This window comes from Fictibacillus sp. B-59209, from assembly GCF_036216745.1.
GTDB lineage: Bacteria > Bacillota > Bacilli > Bacillales > Fictibacillaceae > Fictibacillus_C > Fictibacillus_C marinisediminis.
The window spans coordinates 149,955-172,123 of sequence record NZ_JARMMC010000014.1 but is presented as its reverse complement, the minus strand read 5'-3'; the positions used below and the strand labels follow the sequence as shown (position 1 = coordinate 172,123).

Annotated in this window: 24 protein-coding genes; 6 read left to right on the top strand and 18 right to left on the bottom strand. The window is 42.7% G+C overall.

Annotated features, from left to right (window positions below; genetic code table 11):
* Window positions 1-139: 139 nt before the first annotated feature.
* Together P4361_RS09920 and ispG are read left to right on the top strand one after the other, a co-directional pair.
* On the top strand, window positions 140-469 hold the full coding sequence (locus P4361_RS09920) for a hypothetical protein (protein ID WP_328089246.1): 330 nt from the start codon (window positions 140-142) through the stop codon (window positions 467-469).
* Window positions 470-566: 97 nt separating this feature from the next.
* A complete protein-coding gene (gene ispG, locus P4361_RS09915) occupies window positions 567-1,670 on the top strand; it encodes a flavodoxin-dependent (E)-4-hydroxy-3-methylbut-2-enyl-diphosphate synthase (RefSeq protein ID WP_062234938.1) in 1,104 nt (367 codons plus the stop codon).
* Between the two features lie 46 nt (window positions 1,671-1,716).
* Here the strand turns inward: ispG and P4361_RS09910 are convergent, their stop codons facing one another.
* The 6 genes from P4361_RS09910 to P4361_RS09885 form a co-directional block, all read right to left on the bottom strand.
* Window positions 1,717-2,109 carry a hypothetical protein gene (locus P4361_RS09910; RefSeq protein WP_053357860.1) on the bottom strand — a complete coding sequence of 131 codons (393 nt, stop codon included), beginning with the start codon at window positions 2,107-2,109 and terminating at the stop codon, window positions 1,717-1,719.
* Window positions 2,110-2,235: 126 nt separating this feature from the next.
* Window positions 2,236-2,448, bottom strand: a complete 213-nt coding sequence (locus P4361_RS09905; protein WP_053357859.1) for a DUF1540 domain-containing protein — start codon at window positions 2,446-2,448, stop codon at window positions 2,236-2,238.
* Window positions 2,449-2,512: 64 nt separating this feature from the next.
* Window positions 2,513-2,926, bottom strand: coding sequence for a Fur family transcriptional regulator (locus tag P4361_RS09900; RefSeq protein ID WP_062234930.1), 414 nt, complete (start codon window positions 2,924-2,926; stop codon window positions 2,513-2,515).
* Window positions 2,927-2,938: 12 nt separating this feature from the next.
* Window positions 2,939-3,793, bottom strand: coding sequence for a metal ABC transporter permease (locus tag P4361_RS09895; RefSeq protein ID WP_091004627.1), 855 nt, complete (start codon window positions 3,791-3,793; stop codon window positions 2,939-2,941).
* Between the two features lie 15 nt (window positions 3,794-3,808).
* On the bottom strand, window positions 3,809-4,576 hold the full coding sequence (locus tag P4361_RS09890; RefSeq protein ID WP_062234925.1) for a metal ABC transporter ATP-binding protein: 768 nt from the start codon (window positions 4,574-4,576) through the stop codon (window positions 3,809-3,811).
* An 84-nt stretch (window positions 4,577-4,660) separates the two neighbouring features.
* A complete protein-coding gene (locus P4361_RS09885) occupies window positions 4,661-5,311 on the bottom strand; it encodes an HAD family phosphatase (protein WP_328089244.1) in 651 nt (216 codons plus the stop codon).
* Window positions 5,312-5,469: 158 nt separating this feature from the next.
* On the opposite strand from P4361_RS09885, the gene P4361_RS09880 reads away from it, so the two are divergent.
* Both P4361_RS09880 and P4361_RS09875 read left to right on the top strand, forming a co-directional pair.
* Window positions 5,470-6,753, top strand: a complete 1,284-nt coding sequence (locus P4361_RS09880) for an NCS2 family permease (protein ID WP_053357854.1) — start codon at window positions 5,470-5,472, stop codon at window positions 6,751-6,753.
* An 86-nt stretch (window positions 6,754-6,839) separates the two neighbouring features.
* Entirely contained in the window at window positions 6,840-7,100 is a 261-nt protein-coding gene (locus P4361_RS09875; RefSeq protein ID WP_053357853.1) for a DUF2624 family protein, read from the top strand.
* Window positions 7,101-7,127: 27 nt separating this feature from the next.
* Here P4361_RS09875 and P4361_RS09870 read toward each other — a convergent pair whose 3' ends face one another.
* Both P4361_RS09870 and P4361_RS09865 read right to left on the bottom strand, forming a co-directional pair.
* Window positions 7,128-8,021, bottom strand: coding sequence for a deoxyribonuclease IV (locus tag P4361_RS09870; protein WP_328089240.1), 894 nt, complete (start codon window positions 8,019-8,021; stop codon window positions 7,128-7,130).
* 28 nt (window positions 8,022-8,049) lie between these two features.
* Window positions 8,050-9,336 carry a DEAD/DEAH box helicase gene (locus P4361_RS09865; RefSeq protein WP_256226065.1) on the bottom strand — a complete coding sequence of 429 codons (1,287 nt, stop codon included), beginning with the start codon at window positions 9,334-9,336 and terminating at the stop codon, window positions 8,050-8,052.
* A 178-nt stretch (window positions 9,337-9,514) separates the two neighbouring features.
* Between P4361_RS09865 and vrrA the strand changes: the two genes are divergently transcribed.
* Both vrrA and P4361_RS09855 read left to right on the top strand, forming a co-directional pair.
* A complete protein-coding gene (vrrA, locus tag P4361_RS09860) occupies window positions 9,515-10,096 on the top strand; it encodes a VrrA/YqfQ family protein (RefSeq protein ID WP_062234914.1) in 582 nt (193 codons plus the stop codon).
* A gap of 112 nt (window positions 10,097-10,208) precedes the next feature.
* A complete protein-coding gene (locus P4361_RS09855) occupies window positions 10,209-11,153 on the top strand; it encodes a 4-hydroxy-3-methylbut-2-enyl diphosphate reductase (RefSeq protein ID WP_062234911.1) in 945 nt (314 codons plus the stop codon).
* Window positions 11,154-11,198: 45 nt separating this feature from the next.
* Here P4361_RS09855 and P4361_RS09850 read toward each other — a convergent pair whose 3' ends face one another.
* The 10 genes from P4361_RS09850 to P4361_RS09805 form a co-directional block, all read right to left on the bottom strand.
* Window positions 11,199-12,320, bottom strand: a complete 1,122-nt coding sequence (locus P4361_RS09850; protein ID WP_328089237.1) for a Nif3-like dinuclear metal center hexameric protein — start codon at window positions 12,318-12,320, stop codon at window positions 11,199-11,201.
* A complete protein-coding gene (locus P4361_RS09845; RefSeq protein ID WP_053357847.1) occupies window positions 12,317-13,024 on the bottom strand; it encodes a tRNA (adenine(22)-N(1))-methyltransferase in 708 nt (235 codons plus the stop codon). The genes P4361_RS09850 and P4361_RS09845 overlap by 4 nt, the downstream gene beginning before the upstream one ends.
* A gap of 115 nt (window positions 13,025-13,139) precedes the next feature.
* The gene (gene cccA / locus P4361_RS09840; protein ID WP_053357846.1) at window positions 13,140-13,484 is read right to left on the bottom strand and encodes a cytochrome c550; all 345 of its coding nucleotides are present in this window, start codon (window positions 13,482-13,484) and stop codon (window positions 13,140-13,142) included.
* 230 nt (window positions 13,485-13,714) lie between these two features.
* A complete protein-coding gene (locus P4361_RS09835) occupies window positions 13,715-15,340 on the bottom strand; it encodes an AMP-binding protein (RefSeq protein ID WP_328089236.1) in 1,626 nt (541 codons plus the stop codon).
* Between the two features lie 21 nt (window positions 15,341-15,361).
* Window positions 15,362-16,501 carry an acyl-CoA dehydrogenase gene (locus P4361_RS09830; RefSeq protein ID WP_328089235.1) on the bottom strand — a complete coding sequence of 380 codons (1,140 nt, stop codon included), beginning with the start codon at window positions 16,499-16,501 and terminating at the stop codon, window positions 15,362-15,364.
* Window positions 16,502-16,797: 296 nt separating this feature from the next.
* Window positions 16,798-17,922, bottom strand: a complete 1,125-nt coding sequence (rpoD, locus tag P4361_RS09825) for an RNA polymerase sigma factor RpoD (RefSeq protein WP_053357843.1) — start codon at window positions 17,920-17,922, stop codon at window positions 16,798-16,800.
* 35 nt (window positions 17,923-17,957) lie between these two features.
* Window positions 17,958-19,769 carry a DNA primase gene (gene dnaG, locus P4361_RS09820; RefSeq protein ID WP_062234897.1) on the bottom strand — a complete coding sequence of 604 codons (1,812 nt, stop codon included), beginning with the start codon at window positions 19,767-19,769 and terminating at the stop codon, window positions 17,958-17,960.
* 66 nt (window positions 19,770-19,835) lie between these two features.
* Complete coding sequence (locus P4361_RS09815) at window positions 19,836-20,306, bottom strand: YaiI/YqxD family protein (protein ID WP_256226069.1); 471 nt, start codon at window positions 20,304-20,306, stop codon at window positions 19,836-19,838.
* Window positions 20,307-20,582: 276 nt separating this feature from the next.
* A complete protein-coding gene (locus P4361_RS09810) occupies window positions 20,583-21,407 on the bottom strand; it encodes a pyruvate, water dikinase regulatory protein (protein ID WP_175501848.1) in 825 nt (274 codons plus the stop codon).
* 22 nt (window positions 21,408-21,429) lie between these two features.
* Window positions 21,430-22,080: a helix-turn-helix transcriptional regulator gene (locus tag P4361_RS09805; protein ID WP_082316198.1), complete on the bottom strand. Its 651-nt coding sequence runs from the start codon at window positions 22,078-22,080 to the stop codon at window positions 21,430-21,432.
* Between the last annotated feature and the right edge of the window lie 89 nt (window positions 22,081-22,169).

Below are 22,169 nucleotides of genomic sequence, written 5' to 3'. Positions count from 1 at the left end.
TTTTCTTGCAGATATACTTCCATTTTACACCACATAACTTTCAAGGAGCAATTTAATACTTGAAAAATAGGTGTCTAAAGGAATAAACCGAGAGGCCGCAGCATATATATTCTCCATATATCAAAAGGGGGACAAGCCTTTGAAAAAATTTCTGCTCTTCTGCCTGTCACTAGTTATTGTTTATACCATTGCTTATGATCTCAAAATTGGAACTCTACAGTCCTATAGCTCAAAACCAGCCCCCGTTTCTGCGGTCAGTATAAAAAATAGCACACCTTATAAAAAAGTGAAAGTTTCTTCTGGAGATACCGTTCTTTCGATCATTGAAAAGGTGAACCCCGCTCCCCTTTCCAAGCCAATTCCTGAGATTATTAAGGACTTTCAGAGATATAATCACAATATCCGGCCTGAAAGCATTCAAGTTGGAAAGATGTATAATTTTCCGGTCTATAAAGAACTAAAACACTAGATTTCTTGCCAAACTAAAGGAACCCTTGATAAAATGTACTACTGTACAGATGTTGCTTTTTATCTGTCATACTAGAAATTAAAGGAGCGGTTCACCAATGAGTGAAATTACGCATCGTTCAAAAACGAGACCTGTCAAAGTCGGCCCTTTAACAATCGGCGGCAACGACCAGGTAATCGTTCAAAGCATGACGACTACAAAAACACATGATGTTGAAGCTACTGTTGCAGAAATCAAACGCCTGGAAGAGGCAGGATGCCAAATTGTCCGCGTCGCCTGTCCTGACATGCGCGCAGCAGAGGCTATTGCCGATATAAAAAAACAAATATCCATTCCGCTTGTCGTTGATATTCATTTTGATTATAAGCTCGCTCTTAAAGCGATTGAAGGCGGCGCCGACAAGATCAGAATCAACCCGGGCAACATCGGGCGCAAAGAAAAAGTAGAAGCTGTCGTTAAAGCAGCAAAAGCTAAAGGTATTCCGATTCGTATCGGTGTTAACGCGGGCTCTCTCGAGAAGAAATATCTTGAAAAATACGGATACCCGACAGCAGAAGGCATGGTTGAGAGTGCACTTGATCATATTAAGATTCTCGAAGATCTTGATTTTCATGACATTATCGTGTCCATGAAGGCTTCTGATGTTAACTTGGCAATAGAAGCGTATGAAAAAGCAGCACAAGCCTTTGACTATCCTCTCCATCTCGGCATCACCGAATCCGGTACTCTTTTTGCCGGAACCGTAAAAAGTGCAGCAGGATTGGGTGTTATCCTCAGCAAAGGAATCGGAAACACACTCCGTATATCTTTAAGTGCAGACCCTGTTGAGGAAGTGAAGGTGGCAAGAGAGCTGCTGAAATCGTTCGGATTGCTTTCTGATGCAGCTACACTGATTTCTTGTCCTACATGCGGAAGAATTGAAATTGACCTGATTTCAATCGCCAATGAAGTAGAGGAATATATCTCTAAAATTCGTGCGCCGATTAAGGTTGCTGTACTCGGCTGCGCCGTTAACGGACCAGGAGAAGCGCGCGAAGCTGATATTGGCATCGCAGGCGCAAGAGGCGAAGGTTTGCTTTTCCGCCACGGAGAAATTGTACGCAAGATTCCTGAAGATCAGCTGCTTGATGAGCTGAAAAAAGAAATCGATAAATTGGCTGAAGAACATCATGCAAAACAACAAGCTGAATTTGTAAAATAACAAAAAGCCTGCCGGTTGAACCGGCAGGCTTTTTTTGCTCCTGTATTTAAAAGAAGGGGGCAAATAATAAACTGATGACAATGGAAGCAATCCCAATTCCGATCGCCCAGTAACCTGAAGTAGTTGCTCCCCGCCTAGCTGCAATAAAACCGCCGATAATACCGGCAGCCCCGAAAAGGACAGGAAGAATGAACAATGACAGAACAGACAGGATAACGGAAAACATTCCGATTACCCTTCCTGCCTGGCCGCGGTCATCTCTTTCTTCATGTCTTTCTCTTTCTACATGCTCACGTTCGTCTCGGGGACGATCATACTCAGGAAGAGCTGCTCCGCTCGTGATCGGGACAACATCAGCAGCCATTTCCTCTCTGTAATCCGAATCCCGGTTAACAGGTTCTCTTCTGTATTCCGATTCAAATTCTTTATCTTCTGCCATACCGAATCCCTCACTTTCTTTGGTGGAGCGTTTTTAGTATGGCTTTAAACAAGGTAAATATAGTTGTTAATTTAATGAAAAGCTGAAACGGCAAATAAAAAAGGAGCGGTAAACGCTCCTTTTTTATCATTGTTTTCGCTTGAATGTATGGCAGCAGGTTTCAGCCGGTTTATCGGCGTTGTCTTTGTGATTGGCATCTCCGCTCAGATCACCGCTTGCTTCCATATCGTATCTATTGTTGGCATGCTTATCGATTTCAACAAGGATGGCATCGGCTACACAATTGTTGCCTTCTCCCCAATATGTGCAGTTGGCTACATTACATTTTACTGTTGGCAAAATGACTCTCCTCCTTTACGGCTAGGATGCCACATTTAGAGGAAAGTCATACCTCAATCCTCGATCAGTTTACACATACCTGGCAGATACCATAAATTTCGAATTTATGTCCGGTAACGGTAAAGTCCGACAAATCTGTGGTTACATTTTCCATAGGACAGGCATTGATTTCCTTTGTCTTTCCGCACTTCAAACAGATCAAATGATGATGATGTTCCTGTGTAGGACAAGTGAACCGGAATTTTTTCTCCCCTTCCAGTTCAGTCTCTTCTAATATATCCAGGTCTGAGAAGGTAGAAAGATTGCGGTAAATGGTATCAAAACTCAATCCAGGATAATTCTCTTTCAGTGAATCTTGAACATCTCTGGCGCTTAGATACCTTTTTTCATCGGAAAACAATTGAAGGATGTCTTTCCGTTTATCGGTATATTTATAGCCCTTTTTTTTCAATAAATCAATGGCGGTTAAAACGTCCATACTGCACCTCCACTATTGGTTAATCGCTATTTTTCTTCTGGAACGCAGCTTTTTCCACAAGAGCGACAGCAATAAAATGATAACCGAGATCATTACGATAGTGCCGCCAGGGGCAAAGTCCAGATAATAAGACAGAATGAGGCCAAGAATGACCGCTGTTTCGCCAAAGATGACAGACAAAACAAATGTCTGCTTAAACCCGTTCGCAAGCCGGATACTGGCTGCAACCGGCAATGTCATCAAAGAAGAAACAAGCAAAATCCCTACAATTTTCATGGAAGAAGCAATGACAAGAGCCACCATGACAATGAATAGAAACTGTATCCACTTTCCTCTAATCCCAGAAACAGCAGCCTGCTCCTCATCAAAGGAGAGCACAAATAATTCTTTATATAAAAACAGTACAAATGCAAACACAAGCAAAAGAATAAAAAAGATTGTCCATACATCGGATTCTTTAACAGCCAGTACGCTTCCGAATAAATAATTGAATAAGTCCGTGTTAAAACCATTCGCAAGTGAGATAAAAATAACACTCAGTCCGATTCCGGCTGACATGATAATTGGTATGGCAAGTTCTTCATAATGCTTATATACTTTGCGCAGCTGTTCGATCCCCACTGCGCCCCCGACCGAGAAGACCATCCCCATATATAGAGGATTAAGCCCGCTGAAGAATCCGACGTTACGGCCCAGCAAAAGGTTTGCTGCAATTCCTGCCAATGTAATATGCGACAGTGCATCTGCAATTAAAGATTGTCTTCTAACAACAATAAATACACCAAGTACAGGGGCCAATAGACCAATCATAATTCCTGTAAGAAATGCATTCTGCAAAAAATCATATTGAAAAAACGGGAATGACATCCACTCTTCCTCCGGTTAATGTTGATGTTCTATTACATGGACATGGTGCCCATACATTTGTGAAAAGCCTTCTTTAGAGGTTTTCTCAAACTCAGCTGTATTTCCATGAAAGTGCAGCTGTTTATTCAAACAGGCCACATGGGTGACATAGTCAGACATGACACCTACATCATGTGTAACAAGGAGCAGTGTCAGGCCTTTCTCGCGGTTCAGGTTTTTCAGCATCTGATAGAAGCTGGAAACCGATGCAGAATCGACACCGACAGTCGGTTCATCCAGGATAAGCAGATTCGGGTCGCTGACAAGCGCTCTCGCGATGAACACCCTTTGCTGCTGGCCGCCCGAAAGTTCACCAATATTTCGGTTCATGTAAGGTGTCATGCCTACGGTTTCAATCGCCTCAATGATTTTCTGCTTATGTTTCTTGGTCAAAAACCGGAACAGGCCAACCTTGCCGAACAGCCCCATCGATACCACCTCATAGACAGTCGCTGGAAAAGCTGTATTAAAACTATTGGCTTTTTGGGACACGTACCCTATCTCATCCCAGTTTCTAAATTGGCTCAAGTGCTCTCCGAACAAAAAAACTTTGCCGGATTGCGGTTTTAACAGCCCTAAAATACATTTGATCAAGGTGGATTTGCCAGAGCCGTTCGGACCGACAAGTCCCATAAACGATCCTTCAGGAATCTCAAATGTAATATGTTCAAGAACGTTTCGGTCTCCATAATGGAAGGAAAGATCCTCTATCTTAACGGCTGGTTTAACAGCTTGCTGTGACATACGCGCCTCCATCTAATAGTAACGGTTACGATTTAAATTCCAATAAAGTATACAAGAAACCTCTCATTTTGTAAAATAGCGAGCTTATCCTCTCAGCTTTCTCAGCAAGTACTCCTTCAACCTCCCATGATCTTTGAGAATTTCATCTGCCCTGGACTGCTTTTCTTCAGGAAGTGTGGTCAGTAGCGCAAGAACATAGGCACCGGAATCATCAGCGGCCTGAATACCAAGCGGTGCGTTTTCAACGACAATCCATTCTTCAGCTGAATACGAAAACTGCTTAAACACTTTTTCATAAGGCTCTGGTGAAGGCTTACCTTTTTCAACATCATCGCCTGTAATTACAGCATCAAATGAGATCCGCAGCTTTTCAAGTACTTCCTGTACAAACTCTTTTCTGCTCCCTGTCGCAAGAGCGATCGGTATCCCTGCTTCCTTTAAAGCCAGGATGGCTTCAACGGTTTCGTCATAGAAGGCATAGGTAGAATTTTGTATAAAATGCGACCGTTTATTATGATAGATTTCTTCTTGTTCAGTATCAGATAATTTGAGCAGATGGCGGTTATTGACATGAAGAATGGTCTGCATCCCCGGCATTCCTTCCAACTCGTAAAAGTAATCTTCACTAATGATGTGGCCCTGCTCACCAAAGGCATAGTTCCACGCCTTTGCATGGTCTTTCATCGTATCAACCAATACACCGTCCATATCAAAACATACTGCTTTATATGTCATTTCTATCATCCTTTGCTCTGTTTAATGCTACTTCCCCTCCACTTTGAAACCTTTAAAAAGAAGGAGTAGTCAAGAAGGAGGCATTGCGTTATAATTTTTAATTGGCAGCTCTTGGCTGCTGGGTGGGAGAGGGATAAGTAAATAAAGAAGGGAAACACTTGAACGTATCAAAATTTTTTCAGTTAGAGAAACACAGCAGTTCCATAAAACAGGAAGTACTTGCTGGTGTTACATCATTTTTCACCATTGCTTATATTATTATCGTCAATCCTTTAATACTGGCTGATGCAGGAATGCCTTATTACGGCGTACTTCTTGCCACTATCCTGACCTCTGTAGCCGGATGCTTTTTTATGGGATTCTATGCGAACGCTCCGATCATTTTAACGCCGGGTATGGGCGTAAACGCCTTTTTTACCTATACCATCATACAAGGTATGGGGCTTTCATGGAGAGAAGCGCTTGCTGCTGTTATCATCTCAGGTATTTTATTTTTGGCTGTTGCCTCAACCCGGCTTAAGGATGTACTGTCAGAAAGTATTCCAGCTTCTTTAAAGCATAGTATAACGGTTGGCATTGGATTATTTCTAGCATTTATCGGCCTGCAAAAAGGCGGAATTATTGAAGCCAGTTCTACTACTTTTGTGAAGCTTGGACACTTAGGGCATCCGACAACTTTGCTCACCATCATAGGGCTGGTCGTAACCTTGTTTCTTTTTTCAAGAAATGTGAAAGGCAGCTTCTTGATTGGAATTGCGCTTACTTGCCTGATCGGTTACCTAACCGGCTGGGCGCATGGCACGGAAGATACTCATAATAAGCTTGAATTGGCGCCCTTTATGGAGCTCTTTTTCGGAGCAGATTTCAAAGGAATCTTCAGCCTTCCATTCTGGATTGCTACGTTTTCACTTACGATGATTGTTACATTTGAAAACATGGGGCTCCTTCACGGCCTTCTGCCAGATCGCGGAAAATTCCCAAAAGCCTTTCAGGCAAATGCCGTGGCATCTCTCATTTCAGGCGTACTTGGTACAAGCCCTACCATTTCTACAGTAGAGAGTGCTGCTGGGATTTCCGAAGGAGGCAGAACGGGTTTGACGAGTGTCGTTACAGGGATCTTGTTCCTTGCCTCGATTGCTGTCACTCCATTCCTCAGCATGATACCAGACGGAGCAATCGCGCCGGTACTGATCATTATTGGTGGTCTTATGGTCCAAAATATACAGCATATCCCGCTTTCTGATTTTACAGAAGGATTTCCTGCGTTTTTGATCATCGCGCTCATTCCCTTAACATACAGCATTGTTGACGGGCTGGCCTTCGGTTTCATTGCTTATCCCGTTTTGAAAATGGCAGTGGGGCAGCGCAAGCAGATCCCTGCACCACTGTATGTAATCGCCTTATTATTTCTGATAAATTTCATGTTTCATTCTGTGATATAAATTACTAAAAAGCCGCTCTAAGCGGCTTTTTTCTGTTCACTTTTTTTCCGCTCCTTCATAGGATAGGGTGAATAGGAGGGGATAAAATGAATCCTTTTATGGTCCACATGGTCAACTCGAAATTAAATCAGCTTACTGCCCAGGAACTCGTTCAATTGGCAGGACAGTATCAGTTTCCGGTTTCCATGCAGGAAGCCAATAAAGTGATCGGGATTTTAAGAAGATACAACATTAACATAACAAATGCTGCCCAGCGTGCAGAAATCATTGAAGCGATTGCCGCAGAAGTGAGCCGCGAGAAAGCAAATTACATCCAATACTTAATCAACAATTATTTAAACAGATAAAAAAGAGGCGTTTTTCCGCCTCTTTTTTTATACAGTTAGGAGCTGTTCCTGCAAAGTCGGAACAAACTCTTTATTCTTCAGCATTTCGATCTCCAGTTGATATGGAGGTTTTTTATTGTTCTTATCTGTTCCAACATAAGGTGTCTCTAATATTTTAGGGACATAGCCAAGCTGCGGATGGTGGACGATATAGTTTAATGCATCAAAACCGATCTTTCCGAATCCGATGTTCTCGTGGCGGTCCTTTCGGGCGCCGCGCTCATTCTTGCTGTCATTGATATGAAGAACCTTCAGACGATCAAGGCCGATCAATTTGTCAAATGTGTTCAGCACTCCATCAAAATCATTGATGATATCATATCCAGAGTCATGCGTATGACAAGTATCAAAGCAGATGGAAAGCTTACCGTTAAGGTGAACCCCATCAATAATAGAGGCCAATTCTTCAAACGTACAGCCGCATTCCGAACCCTTTCCTGCCATAGTCTCCAGTGCAATCTGAACATTTTGTTCAGGTGTCAGCACCTCATTCAAACCTTCAATAATTTTCTTGATCCCATCTTCTGTTCCCGCACCAACATGGGCTCCGGGATGAAGAACGATTTGCTTTCCGCCAATGGCAGCTGTACGTTCGATCTCAGAAGTAAGAAAGTCAACGCCCAGCTGGAAAGTTTCCGGTTTGACTGAGTTTCCGATGTTAATGATGTATGGTGCGTGCACGACCAATTCTGTCATGCCATTTTCTTGCATATGCTTGATACCCGCTTCAATGTTCAGATCTTCAATCTTTTTTCTGCGGGTATTCTGAGGCGCACCAGTATAAACCATGAAAGTATTGGCTCCATAGGAAGCTGCTTCTTCACTTGCCCCAAGAAGCATTTTCTTTCCGCTCATTGATACGTGTGATCCTAGTTTCAGCATACCTGATCTCCTTCTCTAACCTTGATGATTATCTTTTATTGCGATTTTGCCTTTTTTCCATTCTGCGTTTTTCTTCTGCCATCTTCTTTTTATAGCCTGGCTTCACTTTTTTAGGTTTCTGTACACTTGCACCTGTGCTTCCTTTTTGGACAGTGGCCTTTCTTATTCGAAGGGGCACCTCTTTCCATTCCCCGTTCTTCAGCTCTTCTTGAACAAACAGAATTTTTCGATTCTGCAGTTTTTGAATAGCGAGCTGATCAGAAGGTTCAATGATGGTTGCCGCGATGCCTGACATTCCAGCACGGCCTGTCCGGCCTGTACGATGGATATAATAATCCAAATCGGCTGGGAGCTCGAAGTTAATGATATGACTTACCCCTTTAATATCAATGCCCCTCGCTGCCAGGTCAGTCGCTACAACATATTGAAACTCTGCTTTTTGCACTCGTTTCATGATATTCTTCCGTTCACGCGGAGGAACATCGCCGTGCAGCCGCTCGGCATTCATGCCTTCTGCGAGCATGGCATCCGCTACTTCATCTGCTGTTTTCTTCGTGTTGACGAAGACTAAACAAAGGTAAGGATTATACGCTTTTGCAACTTCGATCAAAGTCTTTATCTTGTCCTTATGCTTTAGCGGAATCAAAACATGTTTGATTTCTTTCGCTGTCGTCTGTTCAGGGCTCACATGAACATGGCGCGGATTATTCATATATTTTTTAAGCAGCGGCTGCAGCTTTTCCGGGATTGTCGCGGAAAACACAAGCATTTGAATTTTTGTTGCCATACGTGCTGCCACCTGGTCGACATCTTCAATGAATCCCATATCGAGCATTTGATCAGCTTCATCAACAACGAGCGTCGTTGCCGAAAAGATATTGATTCCTTCATTGTTCACCAAGTCTTTAATGCGCCCTGGTGTACCGATGATCAAATGCGGAGCATTCTTCAGACGGTCGGCCATTCTTTTTCGGTCGGTTCCACCAACGACCGTCTTCGCCCGGATGAAATCATCTTCAGGAAAGTATTCCGACAGCTTTTCATACTCGTCAAAGATCTGCTGTGCGAGTTCACGGGTAGGCGCCGTGATGATCGCTTGAATTTCATTTTTTTCGGTATTGATCTTATTCAGTACCGGCAAAAGGAAAGCTAAAGTTTTACCTGAACCGGTCTGTGACTGTCCGATAATGTCATAACCGTTCAGAATTCCCGGAACAACTCGCTCCTGAATATCTGTCGGTTTTTTGAATCCTTGCTCGATCATTGCGTTTAATAAAAACGGTTTTATATTTAAACGGTCAAACGCTGTTTTCATTTTTTATCACCTGACTTTTTTCCATTTGTATTGTCTACTTTTAGTATTATAGATGAAGTCTTGAAAATTAGCTATGAAGAAAAGGAATTCTGCCGTTTTGCCAAGACATCCGCACACCTTTGAGCCAGACTTTCATATCTTTAAGTGAAGGGTATTTTTCTGAAGGGAGGGTCAAACAATGCATCCATATCCCCCTATAGGTCCTCAGCGCGGACGATCGGCGGGTATACCGCCTGGACAGCGATTCACTCCTCCAGCGGGCATGCGTTCTCTAGCCGGTCTAGGCGGTGCGGCCAGATCGCCGTTGAACGTTCTGACCATGGTGGAAAACGTTCAAAAAATGCTGCAGGTTGCTGAAACAATGGGTCCCATGGTAAAACAGTACGGGCCAATGGTAAAAAATCTACCGGACATGATGAAGTCCTTAAAAGAATTTAGAGATAACACAAACAAAACGATAAAAGAAAAAAAAGAAGCCAGAGACGAAAGAACAAAAGCAAAAAAAGAAGCAGCTCCTCAAAGCAAACCTAAAAAGAAAGAGAAACCCAAAACTGAAGCTAAGCCTGTAAAAGTTGCAGTAGACAGCGAGATGCTGGAAGAAAGCAGCTTTCCTTATGATATACCGGCAGGCACTCCAGAAGACGCTAAAATTATTATCGGTCCTGCAGCCAGAAAAGTAAAAAATGTTGGAAAGCCGCCGAAATCATCGAGTAAAAGACCGGTCACACGCCTGCAGCCTCCACCAAAGCTGTTCATTTAGCTCAAAGTCCGCTTCATTGTTTTCTTATACGCTCTCCTTTATAATGGGAAGAGGTGTTCAGACCATTTCATCTGAACAGCCGATCTTTTTAGTTTATAAGGGAGAGATGAAAATGAAGGTTGTTAGAATATCTCCTCGAGGTTATTGCTATGGCGTAGTTGATGCCATGGTATTAGCAAGACAGGCGGCTAAAGATCCATCATTGCCCCGGCCTATCTATATTTTGGGCATGATTGTTCATAATAAACATGTTACCGATGCTTTTGAAGAAGAGGGAATTATTACGCTGGACGGGAAGAGCCGTTTGGACATCATCCGCAACATTGAGTCGGGCACTGTTATTTACACAGCTCATGGAGTATCTCCAGAAGTGAGGCGCATCGCTCATGAAAAAGGGCTGATCGAAATTGATGCAACGTGTCCAGATGTTACCAAAACACATGACTTAATCCGGGAAAAAGAAAAAGAAGGATATGTAGTCATTTATATTGGCAAAAAGGGCCACCCTGAGCCGGAAGGTGCGATTGGCATCGCTCCCCATGCGGTTCATTTGATTGAAAACACGCAGGACATTGCCAACCTGACGATTGAGAACGCCAAGATTCTTATTACGAATCAGACGACGATGAGCCAGTGGGATGTAGCTGAGATCATTAAACAGCTGCTGATAAAATACCCAAACGCCGAGGTTCATAAAGAAATCTGTTTGGCTACACAGGTCCGACAAGAAGCTGTTGCAGAGCAGGCAAAAGAATGTGATCTTGTTCTTGTTGTAGGCGATCCGAAAAGCAACAATTCGAACCGTCTGGCACAAGTTTCACAGGAAATTGCAGGAACACCAGCTTACCGTATTGCCGATGTCACTGAAATTGAACTGGATTGGCTTAAAGATGTGAACATCGTCGGCATCACATCCGGCGCCTCCACCCCTACCCCCATCACGAAGGAAGTTATCTCTTTTTTAGAGCAATATGACGATAAAGATCCTTCGACTTGGGAAAAAGAAAGAAAAGTAAGCTTAAGCAAGATCTTGCCAAAAGTAAAAACGAAGCAATAATAAAAAGGCTGACATAACCAAGTGGTTTGTCAGCCTTTTATTTTTTTAATAGAAAAGAAATGGATCGGTATGAACTGCTGAAGAAATGACTTCTGTAGTGTAGCCCTTTTTTTTCAATTCTCCTGATAAAAAAGTAGAGAGTCCTGTTTTCATGATCTTCTCCACATTATGTCCGGGATCGATTATGGACAAGCCTGCTGCCTGGGCATCATGGGCATTATGATAATACATATCCCCTGTTACGAGCACATCTGCCCCCTTCATGATGGCAGCAGATATGAACTTGTTTCCATCACCGCCTACCACAGCAACCTTTCTGACTGGCCTCGAGTGCCCTTTCACCGCACGCAAGGCGGATACATCCAATGTTTGTTTGACGTGCTGGATAAAATCTTCAAACGGCATTTCTTCCGCAAGACGGCCAATCTTTCCAATCCCGAGGGTTTCTCCTTCGTTTTTCAGTTCATACAGATCATAAGCCACCTCTTCATAGGGATGAGCTTTCTTCATGGAGGATATGACTTGTTTCACCAGGTCTTCAGAAATCACCGTTTCTATTTTGATTTCATTTACCCTTTCAATCTTTCCTTTCGTGCCGATAAAAGGATTTGTCCCCTCAAGAGGCTTGAAGGTACCTTCACCTGACGTATTAAACGTACAATGGCTATATTGACCGATATGACCTGCTCCTGCCGCGGCCATGGCTTCTCTGACAGTATCCGCCTGTTCTTCCGGCACATATACCGCAAGTTTGACCAGGGATATCTCTTTGGTGCCTTTAAGAACTTCTGTCTGTTCGAGGTGCAAGGCCTCAGCCAGCCAGTCGTTCACTCCGCCCTTCGCTACATCCAGATTCGTGTGTGCTGCGTATACTGCTATGTCATTTTTAATGAGCTTTTCAATCATTCTTCCCTGCGGCATGGAGAGATCAATTTTTTTCAGCGGTCGGTAAATCATCGGGTGATGGGCGATGATCAATTCCGCTCCTTTTTCAATCGCTTCATCCACTACTTCTTCCAATACATCCAGGGCAATCATGACTTTTTTTACAGGCTTGTTCAAATTTCCGACCTGCAATCCGATCGGGTCTCCTTCTTCCGCAAGATGTTTTGGTGCCAAGGCATGCAGCTCACCAATGACCGAGTGCCCGTTTGCGTATTTATTCACGATTCCAGCTCCTTCTTTACGGATTCTATTCTTTTCATCAATTGCCGTTTTCGCTCCATCGAATCAGGAGATTGGCTTGATTCCATTTGCTGAAGGATTTTGGTCCACTGCTCAAGCTCGCCTCTCCATTTTTCAATGAATGCCTCATTCTTTTGCTTCATCAAAAAAGGGCCCAGCAATAGTTCAAGCGTTTCATTCTCAGTATATGGCTGGTTCCCTTCTTGGCGATCTGCCACCAGTACTTCATAAATCTTGCCGTCTTCTTTTAAAATTTCCTCCTGAGTTAAGGTCCATCCTTCATTTTTAAGCCAAATTCTGACCGAGTCTGCACCTACATTCGGCTGCAATATTAGTCTTTTAACACCTTCCAGCTTGGATTTCCCTTTTTCTAAAATACTGGCAATCAGTTGACCGCCCATTCCGCAAATGGTGATTACATCCGTTTCGTTGGGAGAGATCACTTCAAGACCGTCTCCTTTGCGGACTGATATTTTAGTCTGGAGGTTCGCTGATTGTACTTCTTTTAATGCTGATTGATAGGGACCCTCATTTACTTCACCCGCAATCGCATATACAACTTGGTGTTCAAGTACTAAATAGCATGGAAGGTAGGCATGATCCGAACCAATATCAGCTATCACTGCCTCCCGGTGCACATAATTTGCTACTGTTTTAAGTCTTAAGGAAAGGTTATCTCGTTTCATTTTTATCCACCTGTTTTTATTATCGTACTACTTATTATTATCATGTCACAGGAAAAAAGTAAAAAAGCCGACTCAATCATAACGCCATAAGGCTGTTGATTGAAGTCAGCTTCTTTTATTTTTTCTCTGAAAGCCATTTTGCAATGATTTGTTGCTCTTCGCCTTTTACGACACCAGCGGGCATTCCGCCAGGTTTACCATTTTTAAGAATATTAGTGATTTGCTCTTTTGAATATTTGGCTCCGACTTTTTGAAGGTTAGGACCAACCGCGCCTTCCAGGTTTTGGCCATGGCAGGAAGAACAGTTTTGTTTAAAAATTGCTGCAGGATCAAGTGCAGCCTGTTCTTTTTCCTTTTTCGCTTGTTCCTGATTATGTATTCCCCAAAATGACATGCCGATAATGAGAATAATGCCAATTACTCCTGTAAAGATAAAAGGAATAAGCGGATTACGTTTCATCATTTTTCCTCCTTCATCTGTTATACATTTGATGTACATTTTGCCTGCTTATGTAAGTGCTAACAATCCATATCCTATTTTACTTGAAAAAAGAGTCGAAGGAAAGAGAAAGTTAAACTTTTACTAGTTTTGTAAAAAGCCTTCAAACTTGGAATTAAACATAGTGTATGGATTTCATATTAAATGATCACCTGATGCAGCAAAGAAAAAACGCCCGCAGTTGCGGACGGTCAGGTCACTATACCTTGTTCTGCTTCAATTTGCTTTTTAGCCTCCTCACGCAATTTATACTTTTGAATTTTACCAGATGCCGTCATTGGATATTCGTCTACAAAAATCATGTATTCAGGAATTTTGAACTTGGATATCTTTCCTTGGCAATAGGCAGCCAGTTCTTCTTTCCCAATACTATGCCCCTCTTTTAGCTGGATGCAGGCAGCCACTTTTTCTCCAAATGTTTCGTCCGGAACTCCGATCACCTGAACATCGAGAATTGAAGGATGCGAATATAAAAATTCTTCGACTTCTCGCGGGTAAATGTTTTCACCGCCGCGGATGATCATATCCTTCAAACGGCCTGTGATGGCCACGTAGCCCTCATCGTCCATCACAGCCAGATCACCGGTATGGAGCCAGCCCTCCTGATCAATCGCATCTCTGGTCGCATCAGGCATCTTATAATATCCTTTCATCACGTGGTAGCCTCTTGTACAGAGTTCCCCCTGTTCTCCAAAAGGTACCGTCTTGCCTGTTGCAGGATCGATAACTTTGATTTCAACACCCGGGTGCTTTTTCCCAACCGTCTCCACCCTCTTTTCAATAGGATCATCAGGTGTCGTTTGAGTAAAGACCGGCGAGGTTTCTGTCTGTCCATAAGCAATTGTGATTTCTGACATTCCCATTTTACTGATGACATTCTTCATGACTTCAATTGGACAAGTAGATCCTGCCATCACTCCTGTCCGAAGCGAACTTAAATCGTACTGCTGGAAATTTTCATAATTCAGTTCTGCAATGAACATTGTAGGTACGCCGTGAAGCGCCGTGCATTTTTCCTTTTCGACGGTCTCCAGGACTTCCTTTGCACTGAATTGAACGATGGGTACCATAGCTGCTCCAGCGGAAACTGCTGTTAACGTTCCGATCACACACCCAAAGCAGTGAAAGAACGGTACCGGAATACATAGACGGTCCTGTTCAGTTAACCTCATGGCTGCCGCCAAACGATGAGCGTTTCCAAGAATATTACTATGCGTCAGCATGACCCCTTTTGGAAAACCAGTCGTGCCTGACGTGTACTGCATGTTAATGACATCTGAAGGCTCCAGGCATTTTTCTCTCTCTAGGAGCTCCTCATCGGAAATGTTTTCTCCTGAACGAAGCATCTCTTCCCAGTTTGACATCCCTTCTGGCTGGCCATTGCCTATATAAATGAATTGATCCAGCAGAGGGAATTGTTCGTTTTTGGATTGAACAGCCTGAGCCATTTGTACATAGGACGTGTTTTTGAAGCCCTCTATAAGAAATAAGGCTTTTGAATCTGACTGTTTTAGGAGGTATTCCAGTTCAGTCTGCTGGTAGCTGGTATTTACCGTTACTAATACCGCCCCCGCTCTTGCTGAGCCGAATTGCAGCAATATCCATTCCGGCACATTGGTTGCCCAGACTGCAATATGATCTCCCTTTTTAATACCGAGTGACATTAATCCTTTAGCTACTTTCGCAGTTAAATCGTAAAATTCTTTATAGGAATACCGAATTCCTAAATTGCTGTATACAACAGCTTCACGAGAGCCGAATTTCTTCACTTGCTCTTCAAGATATTTTCCAATAGTTACGGATTGCAGCTCTGTCATAATTCACCCCATTCTTTAGAATTAACAGCCGATTTCTCTGGATATTACCATTCTTTGAATCTCAGACGTTCCTTCACCGATTTCAGTCAGCTTAGCATCACGGAAATAGCGCTCTACATGATAGTCTCTCATGTACCCGTAACCACCGTGAATCTGAACCGCTTCCGAACAGATCTGCATGCAAGCCTCTGAAGCGTAAAGCTTCGCCATTGCTGCTTCTTTGGAAAACCTTTTCCCTTGGTCTTTTAACCAGGCGGCTTTGTATACCATGTTCCTCGCCAGTTCAATCTTCATTGCCATGTCAGCAAGTTTGAATTGAATCGCCTGAAATTTAGAAAGAGCGGTCCCAAACTGCTTTCTCTCTTTAGAATAAGCAAGAGCCTTGTCATAGGCAGCCTGTGCAATGCCTACTGCCATCGCACCTATACCAATACGTCCGCCGTCAAGCGTGATCAGAAATTGCTTAAAACCATCTCCACGCTGTCCGAGCAAATTCTCCTCTGGAACTTTTACTTGGTCAAGGATTAATTCAGTAGTGTTTGAAGAATGAAGCCCCAGTTTCTCATAGTTATCGATCACTTTAAAACCTTCAGAGTCAGTTGGAACAATAATGGCACTGATCTCTTTCTTGCCGTCATTTTTCCCTGTAATTGCTGTCAGTGCGAGATGCTTGGCATAGCTTGCATTTGTAATGTAGCACTTGCTTCCGCTGATCACCCATTGATTGCCTTGTTTCACAGCGGTTGTTTGTGTTCCCCCAGCATCTGAGCCAGCGTTCGGTTCAGTCAGACCAAAAGCACCCATCGATTCTCCTGTACAGATTGGCACAAGATATTTTTGCTTCTGCTCTTCTGTTCCAAACAAATAGAGGGGAGCTCCGCCAAGAGAAACATGTGCCGAATACGTGATACCGGCAGAACCGCATGCACGGCTTAGTTCTTCTACTGCGATCGCAAAAGAAATGGTATCTGCCCCTCCGCCGCCATATTCTTCAGGGAAAGGCAAGCCCATGATTCCCAGCTTCCCTAGCTTCTGAAAAATTCCAACAGGAAACTTTTTTTCTTTGTCCCTCTGTTCTGCGCCAGGCGCAACTTCTTCATCAGCAAATTCCCTCATCATTTTTTGTATCATTGCTTGCTCATCTGTCAATGCGTAATTCATGGATGACCCCACCTTTTGTATAATTTCACCATTGTGTGTAATCGCTTTCAAGTTTATTATAGATATAAAGGCAGAATTTTTACAACATTAACATTATTATTTTTACGTTTATTTTTCCTTCTTTTGGAAGTCTTTTTTTATCCGGGTGATTTGCATTCAGCAAAATTTATCAGTAAAATGGATAATAATAACTGGTAAAAATGTTATTATGTTCTATTTTCCTGCATTCGTTCAATAAATCATTGAGCAAAATAAAAAAGCCTGCCGGCAAGGGCAGACTTTATCACTGATCTATTTTATTCCAAGAAATCCTTCAATCTCTTGCTTCTGCTTGGATGGCGGAGTTTACGAAGTGCTTTAGCTTCGATTTGGCGGATCCGTTCACGGGTTACTCCGAAGACTTTCCCAACTTCTTCCAGAGTACGTGTACGGCCGTCATCAAGACCGAATCTTAAACGCAAAACATTCTCTTCTCTGTCGGTGAGGGTATCGAGTACATCTTCGAGCTGCTCTTTTAACAGCTCATAAGCTGCAGCTTCAGAAGGAGCTAGTGCGTCCTGGTCTTCAATGAAGTCACCAAGGTGAGAATCGTCTTCTTCACCAATTGGTGTTTCAAGAGAAACAGGTTCCTGGGCGATCTTCAGGATTTCGCGTACTTTGTCCGGAGTGAGATCCATTTCCGCACCAATTTCTTCAGGCGTCGGTTCGCGGCCCAAGTCTTGCAGTAGCTGCCTCTGGACGCGGATCAATTTATTTATTGTTTCTACCATATGAACAGGAATACGGATGGTTCTTGCCTGGTCAGCGATAGCTCGTGTTATAGCCTGTCTGATCCACCATGTGGCATACGTACTGAACTTATAGCCTTTACGGTAATCAAACTTCTCAACCGCTTTAATAAGTCCCATGTTGCCTTCCTGAATAAGATCAAGGAAGAGCATCCCGCGGCCTACGTAACGCTTGGCAATACTTACAACCAGCCTAAGGTTCGCTTCAGCAAGGCGGCGTTTTGCTTCTTCGTCACCTTCTTCGATTCGTTTAGCAAGGGAAATTTCTTCTTCTGCAGAAAGAAGATCCACGCGGCCGATCTCTTTTAAGTACATTCGGACAGGGTCATTAATTTTCACCCCTGGAGGAACGCTGAGATCGTTGAGGTCAAACTCTTCTTCTTCCTTGCCTGCTTCAAATTTAGGCTCTTCTTCATCAGAATCAGATTCATCGGTTACTTCTACACCCTGTTCTTCAAGGAAGTTGTAGAACTCATCCATTTGCTCTGAATCCTGATCAAAAGGCGCTAGTTTGTTGGTAATGACCGTATAGGTCAGCGCACCATTCTTTTTCCCTGCTTCAATTAATTGCTCTTTTACTTGATCGATGGTTAATTCGCCCTCCGTCTCGCGACGGTTTGGTTTCTCAGCCATTCGATCCCCTCCTTCCACACTTCAACAAAAAATAATCAGCCTTTTAATTCTTTTTTCATTTGAAGTATCTCCATTGCTATTTGGGCCGCCCTGGCAAAATCCTGCCCGCGTTCCGCTTCCTTTTTGTGCTTTTCTTTACCCTGTATCACCAGCCATTTAGGATAGTTGGTGATCTGTCTTATATAATCACTCATTTCCTTATCGGAAAGATGTTCATTGACAGTCAGCATCGCCAGCTCGGAAGCAATCTTTTTTAACCTGTCATCTTCAATGCGCTGCAGGAACAAACCAACATTGGGCAAATTTCCTTCTTCATAGAAGGCATATAAATAAGCTGCAACCGCATTGTGTTCTTCAATGTTAAATGATGCTCCCAGTAACTCCTGAACCCTGATGGCAACGTCTGTGTTTTTCAGCATATGCGCAAGTAGAATCCGTTCAGCATTATGATAGGCAGGCAAAAGCGGTTTGTTATAGTAAGTATTATTCCTAGGATTATTATTCCTGTTTGTGTCAACATTATCCTTTTTTCGCTTTTGCTGCTTAGCTGTATAAAACTGCTGCTGCTTTAGAGCTTCCAGAGAGAGGTTAAATTCATCAGCAAGCTGCCTTAAATAATGGTCTTTTTCAACCGCATTAGGCAATTGGCTGATTTCCTTTATTATCTCTTCGATATAGAGCATTCGTTCTCCTTCATCGTTGAGATTTTTACCTCTTCTGTAATATTGAATTTTAAAAGCCATTACGGTTAAACTTGCCCCTATTACATCCCTGTTAAACTTCTCGGCTCCATATTTTTGGATATAGTCATCGGGATCAAGACCGTCTGGCATTTTCGCAATTTTCACATTGCATCCTGCTTTTAATAAAATCGATGAAGCTCTAAAGGAGGCTTCAACACCTGCATGATCCGAATCATAACAGATAACGACAGAAGGTACATTTCGTTTCAGCAGTTTTGCCTGATCTTCTGTCAGAGAAGTTCCAAGTGTAGCCACCCCATTTTCAACGCCTGCTCTCCAGGCAGCAATCGTATCAACATACCCTTCAAATAGAACAGCCTGCTGTTTTTTCCTCATTTCCGGACGGGATAAATGCAAGGCATACAAGTTCTTGCCTTTATTAAACAGCAAGGTCTCAGGGCTGTTTAAATATTTGGGTTCCCCGCTGTCCAAAATTCTGCCCCCAAAGCCGATGACTTTACCGTTTTTATCCCAGATTGGAAACATGATCCGGTTTCTGAACCGGTCAAAGAATTTACCGTCAAAGTCCCGTTTGCCAAGCAAACCGGCTTTTTCAGAGAGCTCCAGCGAGAAGTTTCTTCTGCTGAGGAAGTTGGTGGCCGCATCCCAGGAATCAGGTGCAAACCCGATTTGAAACCGGGAGATGACTTCATCCGAAAACCCTCTGCCCTTTAAATAGTCGAGAGCTTTCAAACCTTGCTCAGTATTGAGCAGATAATGATGAAATAGTTTCGCCAAAAGTTCATGAGCCTCGCCCATGACTGCCCGGTTATCTGAGGATTTGCTGTTTCCAGACTGCCGTTCCAGTTGAGGTAAATCTATTCCCGTTCGCTGTGCAATATGCTTCACTGACTCAAGAAATGAAAATCCTTCGATATTCATTAGAAAAGAGAAAGCATTACCGCCTGCTCCGCAACCGAAACAGTGGTAGATCTGCTTATCAGGCGAAACAGAAAAGGAAGGGGATTTCTCTCCGTGAAATGGGCATAAGCCAAAATAATTGCGCCCTTGTTTCTTCAAAGTTACATAGTCACTGACTAGTTCAACAATATCTTGAGATGTTCGAACTTTTTCTATCAGTTCGTCCGGAATTCGTTCTGCCATGTTTAAACACCGCTTTATTTACTTTCCTCTGTAAAAATCACACAGGTTATAGTTATTCGTTAAGAGTTATTGAAATCCTTCAATATTCGACAACATTTTTTTAAATTGTCCGGAGAAACGTTCAAGATCAGAATCCTGAAACTTCGCTGGTCCTTTTGTACGTTTGCCGGCTCTTCTTTCTTTCCCGGAAATGTACCTTTCAAAAAGCATTTTTTCCATATCTTCCTCCCGGTATAAAAAACCGCGGGGATGGAACGTAATCACACCTTTTGGGACCAGGATACTGGCCAGGCCAAAATCCTGAGTAACCGCAATATCTCCTTTCATTGAATGATTCATTAAATACAGGTCTACTTCTTCACGGTTGGCATCGACCAGAATCCATTCTACACCAGGTGAAGGGGCTGTATAATGGGCATATGAAATGACAAAAAATGCCGATAAATTAAATTCCCGACAATGTTCGATAATAGAATTCCTAATCGGAACCGGGCATGCATCTCCATCTACCCATACTTTTGATTTTGAATTAGACATAAATTAAATTTCTACATCCTCCATAAGAATCCTTCTACAAAATAAACATGTCGAAGAAAACCTTTTTTTGTTTTACGTCTTGTTGAAGAATGCTGTTTCATAGAATCGAATCAGTCTGTCCCGTGCTCTGGAAAGAACATTCTTATCCTATTCTAGGTTCCATTGCTAACTTTTAATCACAATTTTATATTATAGCTAAAAATTTATAATAATGCCAGAAAAATAACTTCCGCAGAAAAAAGCGTACAAAATCAAACGATTTCGTACGCGATATGGTTATCGGTAGTTTTTGCCCGTATAAATGTTATAAATGAGATTTGCTGATTCCTCTACGGCTTTGTTTGAAACATCAATGACCCGACAGCCGATCCGGTCTATTGTTTTAGTGAAATAGTCAAGCTCCTGCCTGATGCGGTTGATATTGGCATAATTAGCCTCAGAATTTAACCCAAGAGCCATCAGTCTTTCTCTGCGGATATCGTTTAGTTTTTCAGGAGTGATGCTTAAACCGAAACACTTTTTAGCAGAGACTTTGAACAATTCCTCCGGTGGCTCGACTTCAGGAACAAGCGGAACATTGGCCACTTTCAGTCGTTTGTGAGCCAGATACTGCGACAAAGGTGTTTTAGACGTCCTTGACACTCCTACCAAAACGATATCGGCTTTTAAAATTCCCCTTGGATCTCTTCCATCATCATACTTAACAGCAAACTCGATGGCTTCAACTTTCCGGAAATAATCATCATCCAGCTGATGTACAATTCCTGGCTCATATCTCGGAACCTGCTGAAGAAGCTGCTGCATCTGGTTCATCATCGGACCGATAATATCTACTGCAACCACTCCCGAAACCAGTGCCTGCTGGAGGAGAAACTCCTTCATTTCTGGTATGACAAGTGTAAACGCGATTAGAGCCTGATGTTCTTTAGCTAATGCCACTACTTCTTTAATGGTTTCCTTATCTTCTACATATGGAACCCGCTTAAGCTCAATGGCAGTTGAATTAAATTGGCTGGCCGCGGCTTTTACAACAAGCTCCGCAGTTTCGCCAACAGAATCGGATACAACATAAATCATTGGGCGATTTATATGGTCAGTCATCATTACCTCCTGATTGCGAAGATCAAATAATCATTTCATCCCTGGCCAATTCAACAAAGGCCTTTGTAATATTCGTTTTCGTGATTCTTCCCACTACTTCATACCCTTCGTCATTGGGAGCTTTTTTTACGACCGGCAGCCCGTCAATCTGCTTTTGGATGAGAATATGGGCAACATCCAGTAAATGGTCTTCTTTAAAACAGTATGTGATATTCGGCATCCTGGTCATAATAATGTTGATAGGGACGGCATTTAATTCCTGTTTTCCCATACTGGCTCTCAATAAGTCTTTTCTTGAAACCACTCCAACAAGATGAGAGTTTTTATTCACAATAAACAAAGTTCCCACGTCTTCAAGGAACATGGTACAGATCGCTTCATATACGGTTGAAGATTCAGGAACCACAACGGGGATCGATGAAAATTCATGGACTTGTATCTTCTTGATTTTTTCAGTCAATAGCTGGGAGCCTGTTTTGCCTGTATAAAAATAGCCAACACGGGGTCTGGCATCCAAATAACCCGCCATCGTTAAAATGGCTAGGTCAGGCCTAAGCGTAGCTCTTGTCAAATGCAAACGGTCTGCAATATGTTCCCCCGTAATAGGTCCATGGTCTTTTACGATCTGCAATATTGTTTGTTGCCTTTTATTCAGTTCGATTGTTCGCACCACCTTAGCAAACTTGAAATGTGTTATACTCTTTATTAAACATTATATACTAATTAAGGGAGCAAACGAAGCTAAAAGGTATAAAAGCAACA